Annotated in this window: 19 protein-coding genes and 3 pseudogenes; 7 read left to right on the plus strand and 15 right to left on the minus strand. The window is 58.8% G+C overall.

Annotated elements, in window-relative coordinates:
* Window positions 1-74: 74 nt before the first annotated feature.
* Window positions 75-353: pseudogene (locus J2S97_RS18345) on the minus strand (transposase); the annotation flags it as partial.
* A 274-nt stretch (window positions 354-627) separates the two neighbouring features.
* On the opposite strand from J2S97_RS18345, the gene J2S97_RS18350 reads away from it, so the two are divergent.
* Both J2S97_RS18350 and J2S97_RS18355 read left to right on the plus strand, forming a co-directional pair.
* The gene (locus tag J2S97_RS18350) at window positions 628-882 is read left to right on the plus strand and encodes a hypothetical protein (protein ID WP_307051381.1); all 255 of its coding nucleotides are present in this window, start codon (window positions 628-630) and stop codon (window positions 880-882) included.
* A gap of 664 nt (window positions 883-1,546) precedes the next feature.
* On the plus strand, window positions 1,547-2,020 hold the full coding sequence (locus J2S97_RS18355; RefSeq protein WP_307051382.1) for a hypothetical protein: 474 nt from the start codon (window positions 1,547-1,549) through the stop codon (window positions 2,018-2,020).
* Between the two features lie 254 nt (window positions 2,021-2,274).
* On the opposite strand, the gene J2S97_RS24160 is transcribed toward J2S97_RS18355, so the two are convergent.
* The 3 genes from J2S97_RS24160 to J2S97_RS18365 all read right to left on the minus strand — a co-directional run bounded on the left by J2S97_RS24160 (window position 2,275) and on the right by J2S97_RS18365 (window position 3,916).
* Window positions 2,275-2,463 carry an Lsr2 family DNA-binding protein gene (locus J2S97_RS24160; protein WP_444875939.1) on the minus strand — a complete coding sequence of 63 codons (189 nt, stop codon included), beginning with the start codon at window positions 2,461-2,463 and terminating at the stop codon, window positions 2,275-2,277.
* On the minus strand, window positions 2,372-2,593 hold the full coding sequence (locus J2S97_RS18360) for a histone-like nucleoid-structuring protein Lsr2 (protein ID WP_444875936.1): 222 nt from the start codon (window positions 2,591-2,593) through the stop codon (window positions 2,372-2,374). Before J2S97_RS18360 ends, J2S97_RS24160 begins: the two co-directional genes overlap by 92 nt.
* Before the next feature lie 1,035 nt (window positions 2,594-3,628).
* Window positions 3,629-3,916 (minus strand): hypothetical protein, encoded by a 288-nt coding sequence (locus J2S97_RS18365; RefSeq protein ID WP_307051383.1) that lies wholly within the window; start codon window positions 3,914-3,916, stop codon window positions 3,629-3,631.
* 373 nt (window positions 3,917-4,289) lie between these two features.
* On the opposite strand from J2S97_RS18365, the gene J2S97_RS18370 reads away from it, so the two are divergent.
* Window positions 4,290-4,646: a hypothetical protein gene (locus J2S97_RS18370; RefSeq protein WP_307051384.1), complete on the plus strand. Its 357-nt coding sequence runs from the start codon at window positions 4,290-4,292 to the stop codon at window positions 4,644-4,646.
* A gap of 203 nt (window positions 4,647-4,849) precedes the next feature.
* A complete protein-coding gene (locus tag J2S97_RS18375; RefSeq protein ID WP_307051385.1) occupies window positions 4,850-6,271 on the plus strand; it encodes a hypothetical protein in 1,422 nt (473 codons plus the stop codon).
* Window positions 6,272-7,985: 1,714 nt separating this feature from the next.
* On the opposite strand, the gene J2S97_RS18380 is transcribed toward J2S97_RS18375, so the two are convergent.
* Window positions 7,986-9,371, minus strand: a complete 1,386-nt coding sequence (locus J2S97_RS18380) for an IS1380 family transposase (RefSeq protein ID WP_307051386.1) — start codon at window positions 9,369-9,371, stop codon at window positions 7,986-7,988.
* A gap of 384 nt (window positions 9,372-9,755) precedes the next feature.
* On the opposite strand from J2S97_RS18380, the pseudogene J2S97_RS18385 reads away from it, so the two are divergent.
* A pseudogene (locus tag J2S97_RS18385) lies at window positions 9,756-9,881 on the plus strand (DUF4193 family protein); the annotation flags it as partial.
* Between the two features lie 55 nt (window positions 9,882-9,936).
* Here the strand turns inward: J2S97_RS18385 and J2S97_RS18390 are convergent.
* Entirely contained in the window at window positions 9,937-10,365 is a 429-nt protein-coding gene (locus tag J2S97_RS18390) for a helicase associated domain-containing protein (protein ID WP_307051387.1), read from the minus strand.
* Window positions 10,366-10,510: 145 nt separating this feature from the next.
* Between J2S97_RS18390 and J2S97_RS18395 the strand changes: the two genes are divergently transcribed.
* Window positions 10,511-10,720 (plus strand): type II toxin-antitoxin system death-on-curing family toxin, encoded by a 210-nt coding sequence (locus J2S97_RS18395; RefSeq protein WP_307051388.1) that lies wholly within the window; start codon window positions 10,511-10,513, stop codon window positions 10,718-10,720.
* A gap of 2,186 nt (window positions 10,721-12,906) precedes the next feature.
* On the opposite strand, the gene J2S97_RS18400 is transcribed toward J2S97_RS18395, so the two are convergent.
* From J2S97_RS18400 to J2S97_RS18415, 5 genes and pseudogenes are all read right to left on the minus strand, one after another.
* Entirely contained in the window at window positions 12,907-13,077 is a 171-nt protein-coding gene (locus J2S97_RS18400) for a hypothetical protein (protein ID WP_307051389.1), read from the minus strand.
* An 827-nt stretch (window positions 13,078-13,904) separates the two neighbouring features.
* A complete protein-coding gene (locus J2S97_RS24050; protein ID WP_373460588.1) occupies window positions 13,905-14,552 on the minus strand; it encodes an aldehyde dehydrogenase family protein in 648 nt (215 codons plus the stop codon).
* Window positions 14,465-15,363, minus strand: a pseudogene (locus tag J2S97_RS24055) (aldehyde dehydrogenase family protein). The gene J2S97_RS24050 and the pseudogene J2S97_RS24055 overlap by 88 nt, the downstream one beginning before the upstream one ends.
* Before the next feature lie 7 nt (window positions 15,364-15,370).
* Window positions 15,371-17,047, minus strand: coding sequence for a thiamine pyrophosphate-dependent enzyme (locus J2S97_RS18410; RefSeq protein ID WP_307051390.1), 1,677 nt, complete (start codon window positions 17,045-17,047; stop codon window positions 15,371-15,373).
* Window positions 17,048-17,270: 223 nt separating this feature from the next.
* Window positions 17,271-17,792, minus strand: a complete 522-nt coding sequence (locus tag J2S97_RS18415) for a cupin domain-containing protein (RefSeq protein ID WP_307051391.1) — start codon at window positions 17,790-17,792, stop codon at window positions 17,271-17,273.
* Window positions 17,793-17,990: 198 nt separating this feature from the next.
* Here J2S97_RS18415 and J2S97_RS18420 point away from each other — a divergent pair, with 198 nt between their 5' ends.
* A complete protein-coding gene (locus J2S97_RS18420; RefSeq protein WP_307051392.1) occupies window positions 17,991-18,536 on the plus strand; it encodes a MarR family winged helix-turn-helix transcriptional regulator in 546 nt (181 codons plus the stop codon).
* Between the two features lie 209 nt (window positions 18,537-18,745).
* Here the strand turns inward: J2S97_RS18420 and J2S97_RS18425 are convergent, their stop codons facing one another.
* The 4 genes from J2S97_RS18425 to J2S97_RS18440 form a co-directional block, all read right to left on the minus strand.
* Window positions 18,746-19,546 (minus strand): aspartate dehydrogenase domain-containing protein, encoded by an 801-nt coding sequence (locus J2S97_RS18425; protein ID WP_307051393.1) that lies wholly within the window; start codon window positions 19,544-19,546, stop codon window positions 18,746-18,748.
* A gap of 262 nt (window positions 19,547-19,808) precedes the next feature.
* Window positions 19,809-20,198 carry a RidA family protein gene (locus J2S97_RS18430; protein ID WP_307051543.1) on the minus strand — a complete coding sequence of 130 codons (390 nt, stop codon included), beginning with the start codon at window positions 20,196-20,198 and terminating at the stop codon, window positions 19,809-19,811.
* Window positions 20,199-20,203: 5 nt separating this feature from the next.
* The gene (locus J2S97_RS18435) at window positions 20,204-20,524 is read right to left on the minus strand and encodes a hypothetical protein (RefSeq protein ID WP_307051394.1); all 321 of its coding nucleotides are present in this window, start codon (window positions 20,522-20,524) and stop codon (window positions 20,204-20,206) included.
* A complete protein-coding gene (locus tag J2S97_RS18440; RefSeq protein WP_307051395.1) occupies window positions 20,524-21,612 on the minus strand; it encodes a Rieske 2Fe-2S domain-containing protein in 1,089 nt (362 codons plus the stop codon). Before J2S97_RS18440 ends, J2S97_RS18435 begins: the two co-directional genes overlap by 1 nt.
* Window position 21,613: the final 1 nt, after the last annotated feature.

Genomic DNA, 21,613 nt, shown 5'->3' on the forward strand with positions numbered 1-21,613 from the left:
AAACGCTACGTCTGCCGCTCCATCTTCCGGCAACTCCAAACCATCATGACTTGACAGAACCCATAGAAGAGTCATTTTGGGTTGATGTCCCTGGCCAGATAGGCCGCGGCTCGGCGCAGAATCTCGTTCTCCTGTTCCAACAGGCGGTTCCGCTCCTTCAGCTCCCGCATCTCGGCCGACTCCGTCGCTGCCGGGCCGGCCCCGGATTCTTTACGGTCGGCGATGGCAATCCAGCGCTTGAGCGTCGTGACCGAAAGCCCGAAATCCTTCGCAATCTGCGCCAGGGTCGCCTCGCCCTTGCGGGCCACATCAATAACATCCTGGCGGAACTCCGCCCCATAAGCCGTGGGCATGGTCAACATCCTTCCACGAGCACGAGCTCGCTAGGTCAAGGAGTCAACAAAACCGGGGGCAGTCCCTTGGCCTTCCCCAGTGCATCAGCGGCCTCTGGAAAGCTGGCCTGTTCCTGGGCGACCCAACGCCAGACCGATGGGTTGGTACGACCGTCGAAACTAATTCGAACAAACTCGAAGGAGTGATCGGACTCAGAGTTGCCATCATTCCGGCTCATTCCGATAAGTCGGACCTGATTTACAAGGATGACGCCCGAAACCTCATTGTCTGCCCATGCCCTACGACCAAAGCTTTATGCAGACGTTCTACGAGGGGCGACGGGTCGTCCGGGCACTTCTTGCGTCCGTCTTCAAGGAACCGAAGCCGGGCATACTGACGACGAACGCAGAGCGCGAAGTCGCTCGCGTGTGGATCGAACGCAAGATGTTGATAGTGGCGGATGCGTTAGAAGCCATAGCTACACTTCAGCAGCAGGGGGTTGCTCCAGAGAAGCGCTCAATCGATAACAACGACCACGGTGTCCGATGAATCTCTGCAGAAGGAAGTAACCGCGACTCTTATTGCTCCCTTCGCAAAGATTGGGAAGACGAAATCCCAGTCAAGGCGATATCGGACTCGGTAGAGCCATGATGTTAGGGGAGAAGCCAAATGGCCTTTCCCCCAACATCACAACTGTTCGTTTCTTCGTCTCCATCTGTGCGACCCAGAACAGCCGCCGGGGTCCTTTTCGAGCGCCAGGAGTTTCAGGGTCAAGGTGTTCTTACGTCGAGTTGTAGAACCCTCCCTGTGAATCCAATAGAGAAAGGCGGTGCGCGAAGTGGGGGACGACAGATGAGACCGACAAACTTGTCCGCATCGTCGAGTTCTATACGTTTACAGGCCGCCACCTCTGTGTCACGAGCTTTGCTGCACCGCCATAAAGTGCGAACACTCATGGGCGGGTCTTGGGGCGGCGCACGCCTGGGCCTCGAATTGCTGGGCACTACACACCCGGATGACTAAGTGTGGCCCGTGTGACTGCCGAAGGATCGTTCTGCGCACGTCTGCCGGAGCACCGAAAGCCAACAGATCAATATGAAGGTGGGCATCAAAGCTGTAACGCCAACGTAACGGATTGTAAGTTAAGTTGGCGACATGCTGGGCAGGAGGAGTCTTTTTGATGGCCCTCCGTTACTCGGGAGGAGGCCATGGGATGGAAGACCACGTGGATCGAAATGACACAGCGGCACGGGCCGTGTGGGACGACTATCGCAAGCGTCAAGAATTTGAGCACCTCCTAATCGACCACAAGATCTCGTGGTTTTTAACGACCCAAACCATTATGTTCGCCGCTTACGGACTTACCGTAGCCCAGGCTGAGGACGCCGAGGGCGTAAGTACATTCCGTATTGTTGTGCCCTGCGTAGGTCTGATTCTAGGGATATTGACGTGCATCGGCGTGATCGCAGTCGTCAACTCGAAAAGACTTTCATTCCTCGGATTTAAGGCTTACTGCGAGGCGAAGAAATTCCAACCACCCGAGCCGCATGTGGCCATGAAAGTTGAAAACGCGGCCCCGAATGTTGAATGGGGAGTCAAAACCGGCAACACGTGGCTGACTCTTATACCTGACATTTTCACCCCGTTTCTCTTCGCCGGTGCCTGGTTTGTCTTCCTAATCCGGTAGGGGCGCTGACCTCCGGACGAGTAGGCGCGCGTATGAAAGTCCTCCTTGACTCATAAGGCCTGTTCTGCAACTGCGACATGAAAGAACACCACGACCCCGAACACCTCGAACCAAAAAAGGCGCGGGCTGGTTGATTCCCAGACGTGGGGACTATTTCCGCATGAAAAGTTCGCGTCAGGATGCTGTGTCCCGCAGATAAAAATCAGGGCCGGAATCAGCAAAGACTTCCAGCCCCGATTTTGTTTTCTCTGGGTCTAGTGAGCCGCTTCGTACTTCTCTACAACATTCGACTGGATTCGACCACGTGTATTTACCTGGATGCCATTCTCGGCCGCCCACAACCTTACCGCTTTAGCGTCCGGGGTCACGCGCGAGGAGGACTTGGATTGAGCCGCCGCACGGCCACCAGCCACTCTGCGGCCAGCGTTGGTACAGCGCGTCACGCAGTTCCTTAGCGTGTCCCTCATTGAGATCAATCTCGTATTCATTACCGTCGAGAGCGAAAGATATTGTTTCGTTAGCTTCCGAGCCGTCAATATCATCTTCCAACAGCACGACTGTCCTTTTTGCCATGAAATATGGCTAGCAGCCTAGTGAGGAAACAGATGCGCTGCCCAACAGGACCCGGCCCGGGAGTTTCAGAACCCTAAGATGAGGCCTTTAGCACTCGGTTTGAATGGGTATAGGAACCCGGGCACACGTCTAAACGGCACGCAGAGAACTGAGCAGTCCACAGTTGGGACTAATCCGGGTTATCCACGGCTGGAATCGGGAGCCAGCAGGATAGCTCCCTCAGCAGCAGTAGCGGTGGACAACTCATCAGGATTGTCCCCGGCTGTGGGCAGCGGAACTGTGCTGCGCTGCTTTTCCGGCGCCCAGGCACTCCTTTCACCGTGGCAGAGTCAGCTGGCGCCCACTGCATGGCAGAGATTCGCCGCGGTCAGATCAAGCCCCGGTGCATTTGCGCTCATTTAGCAGCAAACAGCCCCAGTTCCCTACGGGGACGCTTATTTCAGGACGTTGGCATCCCGTGGTGTTGCCTTGTACTGGTGGTGCGAGGTTCTGTGCTTCGTGGAGGTCGAAGCGGAACGAAACAGGAAAGCCTCGAGGATTCTTGCCGGCTGCCGCTGTGTGCGATAACGCAACAGTAACGCTTGGGATGTTCTGATTTCTCTGTCGGAGGATTTACGCCATGGCATCTGAGTGGATGTTGGCCGTAGGAGCAACCCCTGCGTAGAAAGATGCGCGATGCACCTTGTAAGAGAGATCGACTTGGAACATGTACTCGTGTGGGTGCGTCGCGGGGGATTCCCTGGCGAGGCAACGGGTGAGGACATGGAGTCTGCTCAGTTACTTTTGAAACAAAACCCACAAGCTAAAGCTGTGCTCGTGGTGCTAGGCGCTGAATCTTTCCTTTGGATAGACGCCACGGGAGGAGAAGCTGCGGAACTCGTTGCCAGTGGTGATAACCTCCAACAAAATCAGACCGCGTCTGCGCCGCGGGGCGGCTTTGGTTTAGGAACTGGTGACGGCGCCACCTTGGCAGGCGTACCCAGAAGCTGGCACCTTCTGCGCTTCAATTGCCCGCACGGCGACACCACAATTTTCCTATCCCAATACCCTAAGTCCACTCCAGTTTGTCCTTGGCATCATCTTCCGCTGGAATTCCAGAGGCCTGACAGTGAGTGACTTGTCTTCGCTAATGACTCCGGGGTCCGCAGGATTGCGGTTCATATTCGTCAGTTTTATACCAACCTTCACGGCCGGCATTGCATTATTGCTGCTGGTGACCGCTGATGCACCACTAGGTCCAATAGACGTCTCGAATGCCTTAGCCAGACTTGCCGATTTAACAACTTCCCACGCAGCCGCTCTGGCTGCCGCTGCAATTTTCATCAGTGCCCTCCTTCATCCCTTGCAGCTCCCTCTCGTTAGGGTTTTAGAGGGATACTGGCCCCGTTACATGGAGCCACTCTCCCGTTGGGCCGTGGCACGGCAAACCCGTGCCCAGCGTCGCTTGGCCATGCGTGCGAAAGTTCCATCAGATCCAGGTCCCGAGGATGCTGAAAGCGCACTGGAAGCCGGATGGACCTTGACCCATCGTTTTCCTCCTGTTGGAACCGCCTTGTTGCCGACGGCGCTAGGGAACGTTCTACGAGCGGTTGAAACCGCGGCTGGGTCACATTACGGCGCGGATACGGTCACTTGGTGGCCACGACTGTACCCAGTCCTGCCTAAATCAGTGAAGGAAATAATAGACGATCGGCGCATGCAGCTTGACGCGACCTGCAGGTTAAGTGCGACAGCGCTGATCGTCGGCATCATTACTCTCGTCCTGTTGGTTGACGATGGGGGGTGGCTTGTGCTGGCCGCGGTACCCTTTTTCTTGTCTTGGGTCGGGTACAAGGCCGCTATTTCTGCAGCTGTGGCCTATGGAGAAATGTTGTCCGTCGCCTTCGACCTCCACAGATTCGATGTGTTAAAGGCCCTGCATTTGTCCTTGCCGACAGATGCAGTTACAGAGGCTGACATAAACAAACAGCTCTCTCTGTTTTGGATGCAGGACGTTCCGCTTATGGATGTCCAGTATGTGCACGACCGGAGCGAAAGCGAGAGTGACGATTAGTGCTTGGACCACTCCAAGCGTGTGTCACCGTCCAGGAAGGATATTTCGTGATGTCTCGGGACATTGATGACCCAGTCCGCAAACTGGCTCGCGACTGGGCAGGACTTACACACCAGGGCAGGATCGTTATCAGCATTAGTGAGGTCGTGCGTGGCCGCCCCCTCCAGCACATCCTCTCTCACGAGACAGCTCATGATGTACTCATGAAGGGGTCAGAACTCGGATGGGCTCAATTAGCGCTATCAAGCGAAGGGCTTGCCCCAGCTCCCCCAAGCGAAATTCGAGAACGATGCGCCAACTTGCTGGAGCTGTTTATTCAAGCATCTCGCTATACCCAGGAAGGCGTAGCCACGTTCGTCGTCAGCTTGGATGTTCCTGAGGAAGATTTAGCGACCTATCGAGGTTATCACCCGCAAGACTATCTGGATGCGGCAGGAGCGCTAGAGTGGCTGCGTAAGCGCGGCGTCGACAATGAAACGAAGTTCGCTGTGGCGTTCGCGATCGGTCAGTTAGCACTAGCCATCCCCCTCCTTGATGAGTGGAGGCGGGAGCGCCTATTTGATATTGGGGCTACTCGACACTGGTTACAGGTAGGCTCTAACCGCCCTGATCGCCGCTTTCCGGCGCTTTGTCGATTCTTGTCCGCACAGCCGGACGCGGTGCTGGAACAAATCGGGTCTGGGGGAGTGGTTGCGGCAGTCCGTACGTGTCGGGGCGTTGCCGTGGACGGCCAACAGCTTTCCTTCTCTGGACACGTAGAACCGCCTCTAAGCAGCGAGTTCATGCTGCACCTGGCTAAGACCATTTTCGGAGACCTGGTACTGGATTTCTCGATTGAGGCTGAGGCTCGGCTCGAGCTACTCAAACGGTGGCGGATCCCCGCACTGAGTCTCCCCGGCCTGGCACCTACGCTGATGTCAGTCGTACTTACGCCAACGACATCCGTAAAGGGCCCCTTCCACCTTTATCCGCGTATAGATGAGTTACACGGTTATCCACTCGTTCACGTACTTTATAACAACACATCGGAGCCTTTACCCGGAGTTGAGCTTTTGGAAGGAGGTGAACAATGGCTGCGGCCAAGGGAGGCGGCGCTGTGGTTTGTTTCTCCGGATGGCCGAGGCCGTGCATGCCACCTCCGGCCCGACGCCTTGCGCGAATGGGTAGAGCATCTCGACCAGGATACTACCGTGAGTCTCCGCGATGGATTCTCCAATTTTGGTCTACCCACGGGCGAACCTAGGCTTTCAAAGCGTCGGCATATCCTGCTCGTTCAAAACCAAACGCCCGGCCAGATACTCACGGTACTTTCCCATGTCGGTCTTGAACCAGGAGTTGAAGAGGTTCTGGTAGCGGTGTTTCAGTCGGACTGGCCAGACGTTGCGTACGTGCTTCTTCGATCGCCGTCGGGATCACCAGTAGTCGTGGTGCCTACCGCCCTGATTACAGCCCGGAGAATGATCGAAGAGCTGCACGGGGCGACCGGCAAGGTTCGATTCCACTTCGTTGGGTCGGCTGAAATGATGAGGTCCTGGCCAACGACTGTGGATATTATGCGAGTCCTAAGCGATTTTGAGGGTCGAGACTGGCAGCAATGGATCTTACCTACCGATCTACTCATTTGAGCGTCGCCTCATTTGGCTCAAGTCCCTCTCCAGCAAGGACATCGGCGAGGGCAACAACTTCCGCCAGGTCAAGCAAGATGCAACCGCGGGAGTTTGAGTCGGCCACAGTGCTAGATGCTCACGACGATGTGCTCACGACATGGAAATTGAAGCAGACGACGTGCTCGTTAGAGTGATCACTTTAAATGAAGCAGTCAGGGCAACGGTCGCGAGTGTAAATACGCTTCCCGTTCCAGTTCCTGCGTCGGTGTTTGAGGCCGACGACAGCTTCTGCCTGGGAGTTGAACTGTCCGCCCACATTGGTCACCATCTGGTACCCTCGGCGATTGACCACATCTGGTACCTAACCAATTCGATCACTTAAACAAGAATGTTCCCTGTTTTCGGTGCCTATACCCTGGCACGTTCGACTATCGAAACTGCAAGCACAATGTTGTGGGTATTAGCACCTCACAACCGCCCTACCCGCTTAAAACGGCACTTGCGTTTGGAGGCACCCTGTCGCTCCTGATGCTCCGGACGAGTTCATTGCTGGGAGGCGAGCAGCCGTGGTGGCTGCAGCCGGAAGGGCCGAACTGTCCCGCACTGAGATAGACGTGCCTCCCACCATCACTTCAATCATTAGGGAAGCCGCAGAAGAGGCCGGCGAGTCTCCCAGGTAATTCTTGACTGGCAGATTGCATCGAGTGCGGCTCATGGAAAGTCTTGGTCAGGACTGCTGACTCTCATGCCGAAAGACGGTTGGGGTGCGAAGGCGCGAAGGAAAGCAGATACAGATCGTACTGCTGGCATTTCAATGATGATTGATCTTGCCGAACGTGCCCTTGTGATACTTGGTTGGGGCTTGGACCGCCTTGAGGAACTTAGGGCAACAAAGGAGCCCGTCGCCTACGCAGAGAGGATGTCGGCGACGGCCGAAAAATGAGCCACCTGTTCCGCGCGCTTGGTGGATTATCGGTGAATAAAGGTCTGCTCGAAAATGGAGCGTTTTGCCAGAGATGTGCCTGAGCAAGGGTCCCCGGCTGCTGCAGCTAGAGGCTCAGCCGACAGGGGGATGTTGAATGTCCTTCCATATCCAGTTGTCCGCCCGGAAGGGCCGATTAGAGGGAACATTTCACCGGCTCTTTCACAGCCCGACACTTGACACTTCTTCGGGACGATAGCCTCACGGGCACCCTGTTCCGTACTGCGACCGTAGGCGGCAAGTTTTTCGGCCAGAAAGCCGGCCGTAGACCCGATGTGAGATAGAGCGTTACTGATTTCGTACTCGTATTTCGCCTGAACATTGCCGTTACGGAGACGCCAATAGTGATAGGCGCGCTGGCTTAACCACCATTGCCACAGCCTCATTACATACAAAAATGGGGGGTCAGGGTAAAGAAGCTGCATGTGCAGTTGTGCAGTCGCCAGTTCAACCGCATCCATCGTCCGATCACGTCGGCCTTGCCGGTGATCCGCGAAGTTGCCTGCTCAATAGCTCCTTCCAACGCACCAAAGGCTGCCATTAGACGAACCAGAGCGTCACGCTCACGTTGCTTGGCATTTTCTTGTTCTTGGTGAGCAAGCTGTCGCCTAAGCCTCGATCCACCGGCCGGGTTTGATGGGGCGGGGTCGTTCTGATCGTGGTTCGGGTTCGGTCGTTGGGCATGACAGGGTTCCCGGCCTTGCTGCCGGTGATGTTCCATGGCCTGCTTGCGCCGAATCGGCTGGATCGTCAGATAGCGGCGATCCGTGGTGGCCCGCAGGCCGCTTCGAAGAGTTGTGACCAGCTGGTTTCCCAGGGCCATTGAGCGGGCAAGTGCAGAGTGATCTTCCGTCCCGAGGTCGCGATCCTGGCAGGGACAGTGATGAGTTTCCGGCGGATGCTGCCGCCGCGTGCTTTGCCCAGATCGGCGCCGGCGAGGGTGCCGATGGCGCGCGAGAGGTTGAAAGCGATGGTCGCCAGGACCAGCCAGGCCGCGTTGGCGGTGAACTTTCCCGAGGGCAGGTGCGCCAGGGCACTGTCTTTGAGGTCCGCGTTGACCTGCTCAATGATGGCGTGTTGGCGGTGGGTTTTGTCTGCGGTGACGGTGTCCAGGTCGCTGGTGGTGAAGGAGGGATGGAAGCGGTGGGTGTCGAACAGGGTCTGTTGCCCTTCGCCTGCTTTGGCGTTCAGTTCCGGGATCCTGCGCACGACCAGGCGTCCGTGGATGTGGTCGGCTCTCTTTCGGCCCACGAAGGCGGTGAAGGCGGTTTCGGCGACTTCCGCGGAGGAAATCCAGGCTCCGGTGGTTTCATCGCGGACCGCGTCGGTGTATTGGATTGTGGTCCAGTCCTTCTCGTAGATGGTGGCGATGGCTCGTTTGACGGCCGGGTCCATCCTGGCGGTAATGGACACTTTCGCGCCTGCGCGGTGGGCAGCGGCGACGACCGAGTGCCCGTAGAACGCACTGTCGGCACGCAGCAGCACCGGCCCGGTGGCATCCTTGCCGCGCAGCCGTTTCACGGTGGCGAGGATGTCACCGATGAACTTCCCGGCCCCGCGCGGGGAGCCGGAGCTTCCCTTGCGCAGCCTCGCGCCGATGATGACCGGCGCCGCGGTCGCGGTCGAGAGAATCCCGATCAGCGCGTTCAATCCCCGGACTCCGGAGTAACCGTATCCGGAACCCTGTTTTCGGTAGCCGTGGACTTCTTTGATGGTGTCGTCGATATCGACCAAAGCGTAATCATCGATGCCGGAGGCGATCGGGGCCACGGCGGCTACGTTCACCAGCCACCGGGCGTCGAGCTGGCGGACATGGCCAAAGGTGAACGCCCGCAGGAACGATCCCAAAGTCGACGGGGCATATGCACCGGCGAAGAGTTTCTTCATCCCGCCGTGCCGCAACAACGCCATGTCATCGATGGAATCAGCGCCCGCGATCATGCCCGCGACCAGTGCGCTGACCATCAACCCTGCGTTCGCGCCCAAGTAGCCGGGCAGCGTCAGCCACTGATCAGCGAGTTCTCCAAGGCAGGTTTTCGCCGCCAGCGCCATCGCCGGGACCAGACCTGCTGCCGACACGAGATTGGAATCATCGAACGCGGCTGACACGCGCGTGGATCTACGGAAAAGTTGCACCTACGAGATGCCTGTCGGATTGGTTAAACGGAGTTCTAGACAAACCCCATATTTCCCGACCCGACAGGCATTCTCCGTTTAAACCGCCGATACGACCTCAACCCGACCGGTGGATCGAGGCTAAGAGAGCGTAGAGAGGCACTAACGGCAACTAGCGCAGCGGCACCTCCCAATGCTGCACCCAGAAAGCCGCTGAAAAGATTGGGCATGCCACCACCGACGGTGATCAGTAAGCCAAAACCGCAGATCACCGATAGGCACAAAACTGTCCAGACGAGCGCAACATTAGACGTTATCGGCAGAGATAGCGTTTCCCCAGTTCCTTTACCTCACGGATCACGTCGAGGGTGTACATGGCGGTGCAGGAATACCAGGGTTAGCTGCGTCGTGCAGGTGATTCCCCAGAGCGGGGACGAGTTCACCTGCTATTCCTGTTTCCTTGTCCGGCACCGGTCCCAGATGGCGCGGCAGAGCAACGGCCATTCATACTGCGTCGAGTGCGAAGGTTAAGTCCCGCAGATAGGTTTCCGCGCGCTCTGGTGGCCCCTTCTCAACCTTAGCTTCATCACATAGGGGGTGCCTGAACATGTAACGGCGGGGGATGCCGGCAGACGTGTGGACCGCTGTTGATTATCGAATGCCTTGCCCTAGTAGGAAGCACTTTTGGGAGACCACGAGGCCGGAGCCACGTGTTCGCCATTTCTGGGTATGAATTACGGCGTCGGCCGCCGGTGCGGCGCCTGCCTTCGCGACACCCGGGCAGATGCTCGTTTAGCAGTGCTTCCTTCTCCGGCGCCATCTTCCCCTGGTTGTAGGCGATCCGCTGACCATGCAGCCACACACCCAGGGCGTGTTCGGCCGCATCCGGCGTCTTCTGATGACGCGGCCAGTCACCGCCAGCATCCCGGAGGTCCTTCACCTGCTCAGAACGCTTCTGCCACCGGGCCTCATCCTCAGCCTTCTTAGGGGAGGCTTGATCCCAGCCGGGAATCACATCAAGCCCGTCCCGGACAGCGGGGGAGAGGTTTCCCTGGTGTGCTTCCTTGCGCCGGAGGTAAAGCCACCGGCATTGGCCAGGCCGGCTACAACTGTCATGGGCACGGGAAGCCTATCCGGAACTGGCGGTGAAGGCGGCCGCCTTGTTGGAATCGGTCGCCCGGTTCCATCCACTCATTGATGGAAACAAACGGACCGCCTGGACGCTCATGGTGCTGTTGCTCTGGATCAATGGTTACCGGCATGCCTTCACGACAGATGAGGGCTTCGACCTCGTCGTCGGACTCGCCGCGGGCACCATCGACTTGCTGGACTCTGCCGCCAAAATTTCCCGGCATTTGGTGCCCCGATAGTCGTTCAACACCATCCGATACGGGGTGTGGACAATGTCCACACTTTTCGTCTTGGACTTCCTCGTACAGCCCTCGGACTGCTTCGGATTCCGCACGTTTTCACGGATTCCCAGTGTGTGCAGGACTAGGAATACAGTTCGAGTCCCACCTCGGGCACGCATGACCCCTCGTCAGAGGGGTTTTTGCTCTAATGTGTGGACATTCTGTTCGGTCAGGTCCCTCTTACACGGGCCGCGATTGTGCCTGGCGCCGCGGTCGCCTGTGAAGTTATGTGGGTGACGGGTACAGGGTCATGGCTGGTGGGCCCTCCGCCTGCTGGAGTGTAGGGTATTTGCCGTCCTATCTGGCTGTTCGGGTGGCCAGTTGTTGGCCGTCACTCATTCATGGCCAGGAGTTGTGGTGACGACATGACGAAGCCGAATTTTCTTTCAGGATCTTCCTCGGGTGGTTGCTTTCTGCGAGCCAGGCCGAGTGCCCTGATCGCGTGTTTGTCCGGCCAAAGGGGGTGTGGACAGTGTCCACACCTTGTCCACAGCCGGCTTTTCGAATCGCATTTGATACCTTCCTCATGATTCTGCCTTCACTACTTCATGGAGGTCTCTGTTGCAGGTGACATGACCTTGCGGCCCAGACCCTCGGTTTCCTAGGACGTTGGGGGTTCAGCGGGAACGTCTTCGGAGCTATCTATTGCTGGCGTACGATCCGGCGACAGAGTCCAGGTGTGTGGGATCCGGACTCTTCTTCCTGGTTTGGTTGATCAGTGCGACCTGTCCCTAGTTGGACGCGCGGTTATCGTCTCTTCCTCCCATGCGTAGGGTCAGCGCCGTTCCCGTTAAGAAAGGCGTACCGAGCAGACTTGCGGCAGACGAGGCGGCTGCAGCGCCTCTCAGATGCGGGCCCGTCACCGACGGTCATTCCGCTGAACACAGCGACGATCACGTTGGCGGCACCGGCGTCGTGGACGACGTAGCCGGTCGCTGCGGACACCGGATGTGTCTGTCAGATTTTCGGCGTCGTTCTGATACATGGAGTCACCGCTGGGTTTGAGGGTCCGGAGTGCAACCTGGGGAACCGGGAGCGATCCAAGGTTTCGCGAGGAAATAAGCGACGGAGGAGCGCCGAACGAAACTTTGGACCGTGAGCGGCGCATGGCGCCCTGGTTGCGCGAAGGACCCGCCGAGCGATGATGGGGAGCAGAATGACAAACAGCGATGTTGCTTCTGGTGGTTCATGGGGGTGGGGGAGTGGGGCGGCATGACGTCTTGGAAGCCGCTACTCAACGGGCTCTGCTGACATGAACGTAGGTGCCCCGAGCGGGAGCTGAACCCGAACTGCTCCGATCCCGCGGGCGCTCCTCGCACAGCATGAGCTCGGTAGGGAGACCCAGGGGAAGCACGCGTGGGGTGGCTTCGCGATTGCGGTGGTGGAGTGAGGCCATATGGGGCTGTCCGCCTCAGGCTCGCTCAGGTGCTAACAGCGGGGTCGAGCTGACAAGGCGCGAGCACATGCGCCTGCACAACTGGGGAAGGTGCGTCATGGCTGAAATCAATGCGGTGCTGGCCGGACTGACGGCTGAAGAACTCGAGGAGATGTCGAAACTGGGCGGAAGGGGCACCTGGGGCGGCAACTGATCGATGCGCTTGACCGCCCCGCAGGCGGTCCTGATGCCCGCAAAGACCTCAGCGACCGTTTCCAAACCCAGAGCCAAAGGCTAAAGCAGGCTCCCAAAGGATGGGCCGCCGAAACGGCTGGCATGGACGCTTCTCCCACGGGTTTCCGGGGAATTTTGGAACGCCGATATTGTGCCACATGTCGCGCCGCCGTCTGGGGCGCGTCAGGTTGCGATCCAAGAGTTTCCTCGACCCATCGTCAGAAAAGAAGAATCTAACCCTATTCTGACGGCCCTTGGCCACCTGCCTGACGTCAGGTTGCGGTGTGCCTTAGCCACACGCACATGATCGGTGCACCGGGTCTGCCGACCTCCACGAGGTTACGCAAGAGGCCGCGTTCGATCTCACCCCACTGAAGGTCCTGAGTTGCGTCACGCCCTCTACGGAAAGATTCTCTGTTGGTGGGTGTAGCGTGATGGTGGCAGCTCATTGACGAGGGACCAACGGGTGCGTGCACCGGCATCTGCGGGAACTTTGAACCCAAGGTGTTGGATTTGGGGCTTCTGGAAGTCCAGTTCAGGTTCCGGCCATCGGCTCGTGATGCCACCATCCCTCCCAGGGCGATGATGAAATGGTGCCTGCGGGGAACCTTTCATCGCGGCGATAAATCACGCGCTCTTGATCGCAGTTGTTGTAGCTGGCAGGGACGTCGACGAAGGTACTCAGGATGCTCAAAAAAACTTTCATGACTACTGTCTCCCGGTGTGGGCTCGACGGTCTCCGGTGATCGCCGATGGTTTTACCTTGTTTGCTAGGGATCCGGTTGACTTCCGGACCCAATACAACAAGGCCTGTCTATATGGGCTGGTCAAGCTGAGCAAAGTACTTACAAACAGAAGGGGCAGGGGGCGGATCCTGACGTGACCGACGTCTCCCTTCGTTAGTTAGATATCAATGAATACCTCAGGTAAACTAACTATCTTGATTCTAAGTTACTTAGCACAAAGCTGCAATGGTTGATTTGCGCCGCTCCGCCTACGCAATTTCAGGAGCTTCGCCGCCCATCTTGTTTGTGCTGTTCGGAAAGCTGCACCCGTAGTTGCTGCATTGCAGCAGGCTGTGCCACCTGCTCGGTAGCCCGGACCGTTTCGATCCTTGGCAAGCAGTTGCGGTTGATAGATGAGGAGCCAGGACGTGGTTACCTGTCTCCAGAAACATGTTTTCCTCCATCTGATGCTCACGCGCCACGGGGGCGGCAAGGGTGGCCTTCACCCTCGGAACAAACCTCGTTGGGTAACGCTCCGACAATTCGTTCGGCAGCGTAGTGGTTCGCTCGGTAGATCCCGCCTTAGCGGGAAGATGTCGAAGTTGAACTGACGACTAGTTGGTGGACGACCTTCCCGAAGGCTGAAGGATTGCCGGGACCATCAGGAACATGACGCGCTGAGGCCCCGGCAAGTTGCTCCCCGGAGTCCGTCTGGTCTACCTCAGGTAGGGATCTGCGCGATGCCGATGTATTGAGTAGTGGTGTATTCGGCGATGCCTTCGTTGCCGCCTTCGCGGCCCCGACCTGACTACTTGACGCCGCCGAAAGGTGCCGCGGCGTTGGAGATGATGCCGGCATTGAATCCAACCATGCCGAATTCGATCTGTTCGGCCACACGCAGCAGCTTGTTGAAGTCGCGGCTGTAGAGGTAGGACGCGAGGCCGTATTCGGATGCGTTCGCGAGCCGGATGGCGTCGTCTTCGGTGGTGAATATAGTGACAGGGGCGACGGGTCCGAAGATTTCCTGGCCCAGAATCGCGGCGTCGTTGGGCACGTTGGCCAGGACAGTGGGCTGGTAGAAGTAACCGGGCCCGGCCACGGGGGTGCCGCCGGTGACGGCGGTGGCCCCGGCACCGACAGCGGCGGCCACGAGGGCGTGCACGTCATCGCGCGCGCCGGCGTCGATGAGCGGTCCTACCTGGGTGGCGGGGTCGGTGCCGCGCCCGGTAGCCAGGGATCCCATCGCGGCGGCGAACTTCCGCGTGAACTCCTCGGCGACGGATTCCTGGATGAGGAACCGGTTGGCGGCGGTGCAGGCTTCGCCCATATTGCGCATCTTCGCGGCCATGGCACCTTCGACTGCCTTGTCTATGTCCGCGTCCTCGAACACGATGAACGGCGCGTCCCCGCGCAGTTCCATCGAGGTGCGCAGCACGTTTTGCGCCGCATCTGCCATGAGCCGTTTGCCCCGGGGGTGGAGCCGGTGAACGAGACCTTCCGCAGCCGGGAATCCTTCAGCAGCGGCCCCGAGATCCCGGACGCGGACGAGGAGGAGACTACGTTCAAGACATCGGCGGGCAGGCCGGCGTCGAGCATGGTCTGGGCGAAGTACTGGGCGGTCAGCGGGGTGAGCTTTGCGGGCTTGAGGACCATGGTGCAGCCAGCGGCGACCGCGTGGGCGACCTTGCGGGTGGCCATCGCCAGCGGGAAGTTCCACGGCGTGATGAGCAGGCAGGGCCCGACGGGTTTGTGCTGGACCAGGATCTTGTTCTGCCCTCCGGCGTGGTGAGGTAGCGGCCGTAGTCGCGGACGGTTTCCTCGGAGAACCAGCGCAGGAACTCGGCCCCGTAGGTCACTTCGCCGCGGGACTCGGCCAGGGGTTTGCCCATCTCCAGGGTCATCAGCAGCGCGAAGTCCTCGGCACGTTCGGTGACCAGGTCAAAGGCCCGGCGCAGGATCTCCGCCCGCACCCTTGGCGCGGTCCGCGCCCAGGACGCCTGCGCGGCATCTGCTGCGTCGAGGGCGGCGACTGCGTCGTCGCTGGTTGCGGAGGCGAGGGTGACGATGACCTCCCCGGTTGCGGGGTCGTGCACTTCGAACGTGCCGCCGTCGGACGCCTCTCGCCACTGGCCTCCAATCAGCAGGCCCGTAGGGACCCTATTGAGCAGTGCAGGTTCGGTAAGTGTGGGGACAGTCAATTTTTTCCGTTCGTTGAGCAGCACCGGCGAGGTGGCGAGGATTAATGCCTGCGGCAGGGCAGAGCCCACCAGCGACCTAGTAGGCCTTGCCTCTTTGTTCCACCACTAGATGGATCAGTGCAAAGATACGATCTTCGTCGATAGCTTTCAGTGCTGCTTCAATTGCGGCTGGGATGTCAGCATCACGGTCGACTTTGATGCCGAACCCGCCGAAGGCTTGCGCCATGAGCGCGAATTCAGGGTTCTTTAGTTGTGTTCCTGAAACCCGGGCAGGGTAGTGGCGTTCCTGGTGGGTGCGAATGGTGCCGTATTCCTGGTTGTCCATCACGATCACCAAGGGAGTGGCGCCGTACTGCGTTGCGGTGGCCAGCTCTTGGCCGTTCATGAGGAATTCGCCGTCCCCTGCGATGGTCACGATGCGTCGGCCGGGGTATTCCAGAGACGCCGCGATGGCCGAGGGGACGGAGTATCCCATGGAGCCGTTGCGGGCACTGATCATGGAAGCGTAGCGCTGGGTGGGGAAGTAGCGGTGTGCCCAGTTGGTGTGCTCACCGGCGCCGAGGGTGACCATGGCGTCGTGGGGGAGGGTTGGGACGAGGTTGGCCATTAAGGTGTCCATTCGTGCATGGCCGAGGGTAGGCCTCGCATGGGGGAGCGCGGCGAAGGATTCCTGCTCAGTGCGCATCCGTGTCGTCCAGGCCTTCCATTCGTCCTTGACCGGGAGTTCGATCTTGGCCAGGTCGCGGATGAACACGTCGGGCTTGGCAACGATCTGGTAAGAGACTGGACCTGACCTGCCTCGGAGCGATGGGTCGATCGTGACAAGAAAGTTCTTTTTGGTCCAGTCCTGACGGCACAGGAAGCCGTCCGTGATGACGTCACCCGGGACAGTGCCGACAAAGATCAGCAGGTCTGTCTCTTCGAGCAGGTCATAAGTGGGACGCGGGCGACCGTAACCGATAGGACCGACGTAGGACGAGGAACCGAACGGAACAGTCCCTTGGGTCCGCCATTCAGCCGCGGCTGGAATATGGTGCTTTTCCAGCCAGGCGGTGAGCTGGTCAGCACCCTCCTGGGTCCAGTCATTTCCACCGGTGACGAACAGTGGCTTCGTCGATGCTGACAGGGCCGAGGCTAGTGCGTCGGAGTCCACCGTGGTCATGCCTCCGGTGGCCACAGGGATTGGCGGGTGAAGTTCGGCAGGGATCTGTTGCCTGATGACGTCCTCGGGCAGCCCGATAACGACGGGGCCGGGCCGGCCATTCATCGCTGAGAACAGGGCCTCGGCGACGATCTCGGAAGCGCGATCTGCGTGATCCAGAACCATGACGCGCTTAGCTCCGGTGTCGAACCAGGCTTTGATGTCGAATTCCTGGAAAGCTTCACGGTCCCGGTGCGCGAAAGGAATCAGGCCCACGAACAGCACCATCGGTGTTGAATCCTGCCACGCCGTGTGCAGTCCGACGTGGGCGTTGGCCGCACCCGGGCCGCGGGTAACCATCGCGATGCCAGGCATCTGGTGAATTTTGCCGTCAGCTTCGGCCATGTAGGTGGCCCCGCCCTCGTGGCGGCAGACGATGGTCTCGATCGTCGAGTCGTGAAGCCCGTCCAGTACATCCAGGAAGCTCTCGCCGGGGACAACGTGTGCCCGCTTGATGCCGTGTGCGACAAGCGAATCAACAATGACGTGTCCTGCTGATTTGTGGGTTTGCCCGTCCTGGCTGACTGGGAGGGTTTCCACTGCCGCGCTCACTTACTCACCGCCTCGTTCGGGAGGACGGCGGTTGCCCGCCCTGGGTGAGGTGCTGGTTGGCATGGGGGAAGTGGATTGGCCAATGTTGTCGACTCCATCGTCATGCAGCTGATGCTGCTCAATTTCACAAGCGAAAATATTGTCTTCTGCTGATACCTGACAGATGCACCAAGAAGCGCGGGTACCAGCTCCAGCTGGTACCCGCGCTCTCGGAGGAACATGTCTAGCGTGTAACTCCGTGCATTTCGGAGGTCGGCGGGTAGAAGGGAATTTCCGGCTTCTTGGCGCCAATGATTACGCAGATCAGCGCGTCCTCTTCGCTGACAGTACGAAGGCTGCGCGGAACGCCTGCAGGAACACGAATCAGGTCGCGGTAGCCCAAAACGCGGCTGGCCTTCTTGGTGCCGTCCTCGACATCGTGGACGCTGAACTCCACCTGTCCCTCGAGGACGAAGAATACCTCTTCGACGTCAGGGTGAGTGTGCTCGGGTCCTACGCAGCCGGCGGGCAGAACCATGTTGGAGAACGTGAAGTGTTCGGCCTGAAGGATGTTGTTGTCGTCCGAGTGGTCCCCGGTAGCTCCGGAGCCGATGTAGCGGACCTGGCCGCGCCGGAATTTGTCTCCCATTTTCGTCTGGAACTTCAGAGTGTCAAAGTCAACGACGCGGCTCTCACGGGACGCGATAGATGAATCGATGAGCTCTTCAAGATCTGTTGTAGTCGGTGCACTTACGGTTTCGCTCATTGTTAAACCTCTCGGACTGGGGCGATGTAAACCAAGAACTGGCAGCAAAGCGAAGGAGCAACTCCCTCAACTCTAACTATCTTAACACTAAGGTAGATTGGGTCAAGTAACAAGACCTTAAGTGAATCAACCAAGAGTTAATTGATTGCATGAAGGCTCAGTGTTAAGATTCACTATCTACTTCTAAAGGACAGGGCCATGGCTGACGAAACAACCGAAGCTGATGCTGTTGACCGCATTCTCGCGGATTGGCTGCGTGAACGGCCGGACTTGGATGCGAGCTCGATTGGCGTCCTCGGGCGGCTTTTGCGGCTGGCCAATCAGATCCGCGCCGTCGAAAGTTCCTACTTTGATGAGTATGGGTTGACACTTGCGTCCTTTGACGTCCTAGCTAACCTGCGCCGCTCTGGCCCACCTCACCGGAAGACCGCCGGGGAGCTCGCGACCTCGTCCATGCTCACGACCGGTGGTATTACTTTCCGGTTGGACAGGATGGAGGAGCAAAACCTCATCGAGAGAGTTCGCACCCGCGAAGACCGCCGGGTTGTTTACGCCCAGCTCACCGATCATGGCAAGGCTGTTATCGATGAGGCATTCGGTAAGCATTTGGACAAACAACGTCAGATGTTGAGCGGTCTGACGCCCTCAGAACTCGATCAACTCGCAGCGTTGCTTAAGAAGGCAGAAGCCTCGGTGGTCGCATTTGATGTCAATGCGCTGGAAGCGGTTGGCCCAAACTCCTGAAGCTCCGTCTTCTCCGTTGCGTCAGGGTTTGGCGGGCGCATCCTTGGCCTTCGCGGGTGCCGCGTCTGTCTAGAGAGGGCCCAAACAACGCGAAGGCCAAGTTTTCACTTGGCATGAGGTTCAGCAGAGGCTCACCTGCCGGCACTTCTGGAACGCTCACTGACCGGAAGGATCCCCGCGGAGGCTGCAGTTCGAACCCGCTGCTGCGCTCATATCAGTCCGCCCCGGCCGCCGATAATGGATTCCAGGGATCGTAGTACGGCGAACGGCACGACGCCGCTTGTCCTCGGATTGTCCTCAGAGGGCTTGTTGCGGATCTCGAACCGGTATTCCCCGATGTTTCCAGAAGCTTCAATGACGTGGCTGGTGAGTTCCGCTGCGGGGTCTGCCCTTACTCTGACCGTCACAGCGTCCCAGTTGTTAACGGCGATAGCAACGGCGGCGCCGGCGTTTAGGGATTTAGGGAACAACAGCGCGGCTTCAGCGGCCGATCCTTCATAGACGTCCAGTGGCCCTGGAGTATTGCGTATCTCCTCCAACAAAGCCTCGTTCATCCAGGGCTGGAGAAGGGAGCCCGGCAACTTCGTCGTCGTAATCGTGACTTTGTCATAGCCTTCGGCACGGGCGCCTGAGGACAAAAGGTCAAGGCCGCCAACTGCGCCGGATGTCAGGAAGAGCCGGCCTGGCCCGGCGGCGCGAAGCTGTTTTGAGAATTCTCTATCTGCCAGGGCGCCAATAGAAGTCACGAGCAGGTCAACACCTGCCCGGAGCACATCCTCAGCGTGCTCGACGAGTGCTTCCTGACCTGCACATTCGACCAGTAGGTCGCAGCGTTCCAGGGCCTCCGCCAAGTCCATACGTTTCACCGGAGTATTACTGAGCGGGCTTCGGGAGATAATTCCTTCCAGGACAGCCCCTGCGACCCGTCCCTTAGTAATCCCAGCGACGACGGGCACTCCAATGGCGCCGTAACCGATAACTCCGACACGGCAGGTGCGTGCTGACTTCATGATGTCCTTCGAGTCTTGATTGGGTAGTTGGATCCGCTCGAGCGTGTGGTTGACGAGGCGTAGTGAGGAGAATGTCCTCGTCACGCTCGAAGGCACTTGTGTTCGCTCGAACACCACTGAACTACTGGGTGATTTCACGCGCTGTTCAGCGTGTGGTGGGAGTGAGGTTGTTTCCCTCCGAAAGCCGGATTGCCGACGACAATCCGGCTTTCGGAGGGGCAGAAGCCGGGAGGACGTGTCCACCCACCCCTGGCCTCTGGCCCTAATCCTGGTGGGCAGCCCCGATAATGCCTTGTGCTTCGATTTCCACCGTTAGCCCGTCTACAACGAGACGGCTCACCTCCACTAGGGTGGAGCACGGAAAGTCGCCCGAGAACACTTCGGATCGTGCCTTGCCGACCAGCGCTTTATCAGAGATGTCGGTGAGGTAGATGCGCAGTGTGATGATGTCATCTACTGTGCCCCCGCATGCTTCGGTAAGTTCTTTGATCCGGCGGAAGGTCTCCCGCGACTGAAGATAGGTATCGCTTCCACCGACAATGCCGCCGCTGCCGCCGGCATGCATGCCGGACAGGAAAAAGTGCTGCCCCTGCAACCGTGCGTTACTGAACATCTTTTCGCGCGGAGGCTCGGGAACTGTCGCCGCTTTCACCCTGCTCAACGACTTACCCTTTCGTTGGACTCCCGGCGCAGGCGTTCGCGCACTGGCAAGAAGTCATACGTCGGATAGAACTGGGTGGAAAAGACACCCCAGGCCCGCCGTTCCAGCTCGACGTTCACGGTATTCAGCAGACGAGCCGGAAGCCGCAGAGTGACTATTTGACCTACACCCATGGCGACTACCCAAGAGACGATCTCACAACCTTCAGGCGGGAAGCCGTTCCACCAGTCCCGTTCATCCAGTCCGGCTTGAATCTGTTCCAGGTGCTGGGACTGATCATGCTGCAGAAAGACTGTCAGCAGCATGGAGTCATCCATTACAGTCCTTCACCCCTGAGGATTGCCGCCTGCTTTTCTGCGTCGGCTTCGTAGACGCGCCTGATCCGCGCCACGCCGAGGTCGTGCTGGTAGAGGTGTTCGTCTTTGTCAGCGTCGGCGGCAAGTGCTTCGAGGACTTCCCGGTCCTGTTCTAGGACTGCCCAATGCTTTTCTTCAAGAGTCGTCTTGTACATGAACCGCCAGACGTCGCGCTCCCAGTCCGAGACGGTGCGGGTGCGCCAGTGGAAGATGGCCGAGTTGTTTGCGTCAATGGGAGTGGCCATGCCGACGATGCCAAAAGTCCCGCCGGGTCCTGCGGACTCGGCATACGGGATTTCCAGATCGACGTAGTCCATTGCCTCGCGGCAGTATTCGACCCAGTCGAAGTTCACGCCGCGCTGGTCCGTCTTCTCAAAGAAGAAGCCTCGGTCAGTTTCGCGGATTCGGAAGCGGGCGCTGGTGTCTCCACCGAACATGGAATGTGAGTCGCGGTGGAGGAACGCGCCGTGCATCGGGTCCAGGACGTTGTCCATGTAGAAGCGCCAGGGCCCCTTCCACTCCGCGAAGTTCGAGAACCAGGAAACCTCCGGATTCGCCAAGCGGTCCGGCAGCTTGAACTCCGTTACCTCAGAGTCGGCTGTCAGTGGCATGAACGCGAAGATGGTATCGGCTGCTTCTGCAACTGCCAGCGACGTGGTGACCGTTCGGCCCTCGAGGGCACATCCAGGCATGCCGGGAACGGAGACTACCGTACCGTCTCCATCGACCTGCACACCGTGATATTTGCAGGCAACACGATCTCCGAGGTGCTGACCAACTGAGAGGGGGGCACTGCGGTGGGGGCAGCGGTCCTCGAGCATCCGGATACGTCCGGTGGCGTCGCGGAACAGCAGCCAGTCCACGCCCAGGCGCTTAACCTTGACCATGTCCCCAACGCCGACGAAACGGGAGGGGTAGATGGGGTACCAGCGGTCCCGCAGCCCCATGGCTGCCAGTTCTTTGGCATCGACTTCGTGGCGGACGCCGACCACGTTTTTTGTCTTGCTCTTCCCGGTGGTCGGACGAGCGGTTTGCGTTGTAGTTGTCATT

The sequence above is a fragment of the Arthrobacter oryzae genome, assembly GCF_030812315.1.
GTDB classification, from domain to species: Bacteria; Actinomycetota; Actinomycetes; order Actinomycetales; family Micrococcaceae; genus Arthrobacter; species Arthrobacter oryzae_B.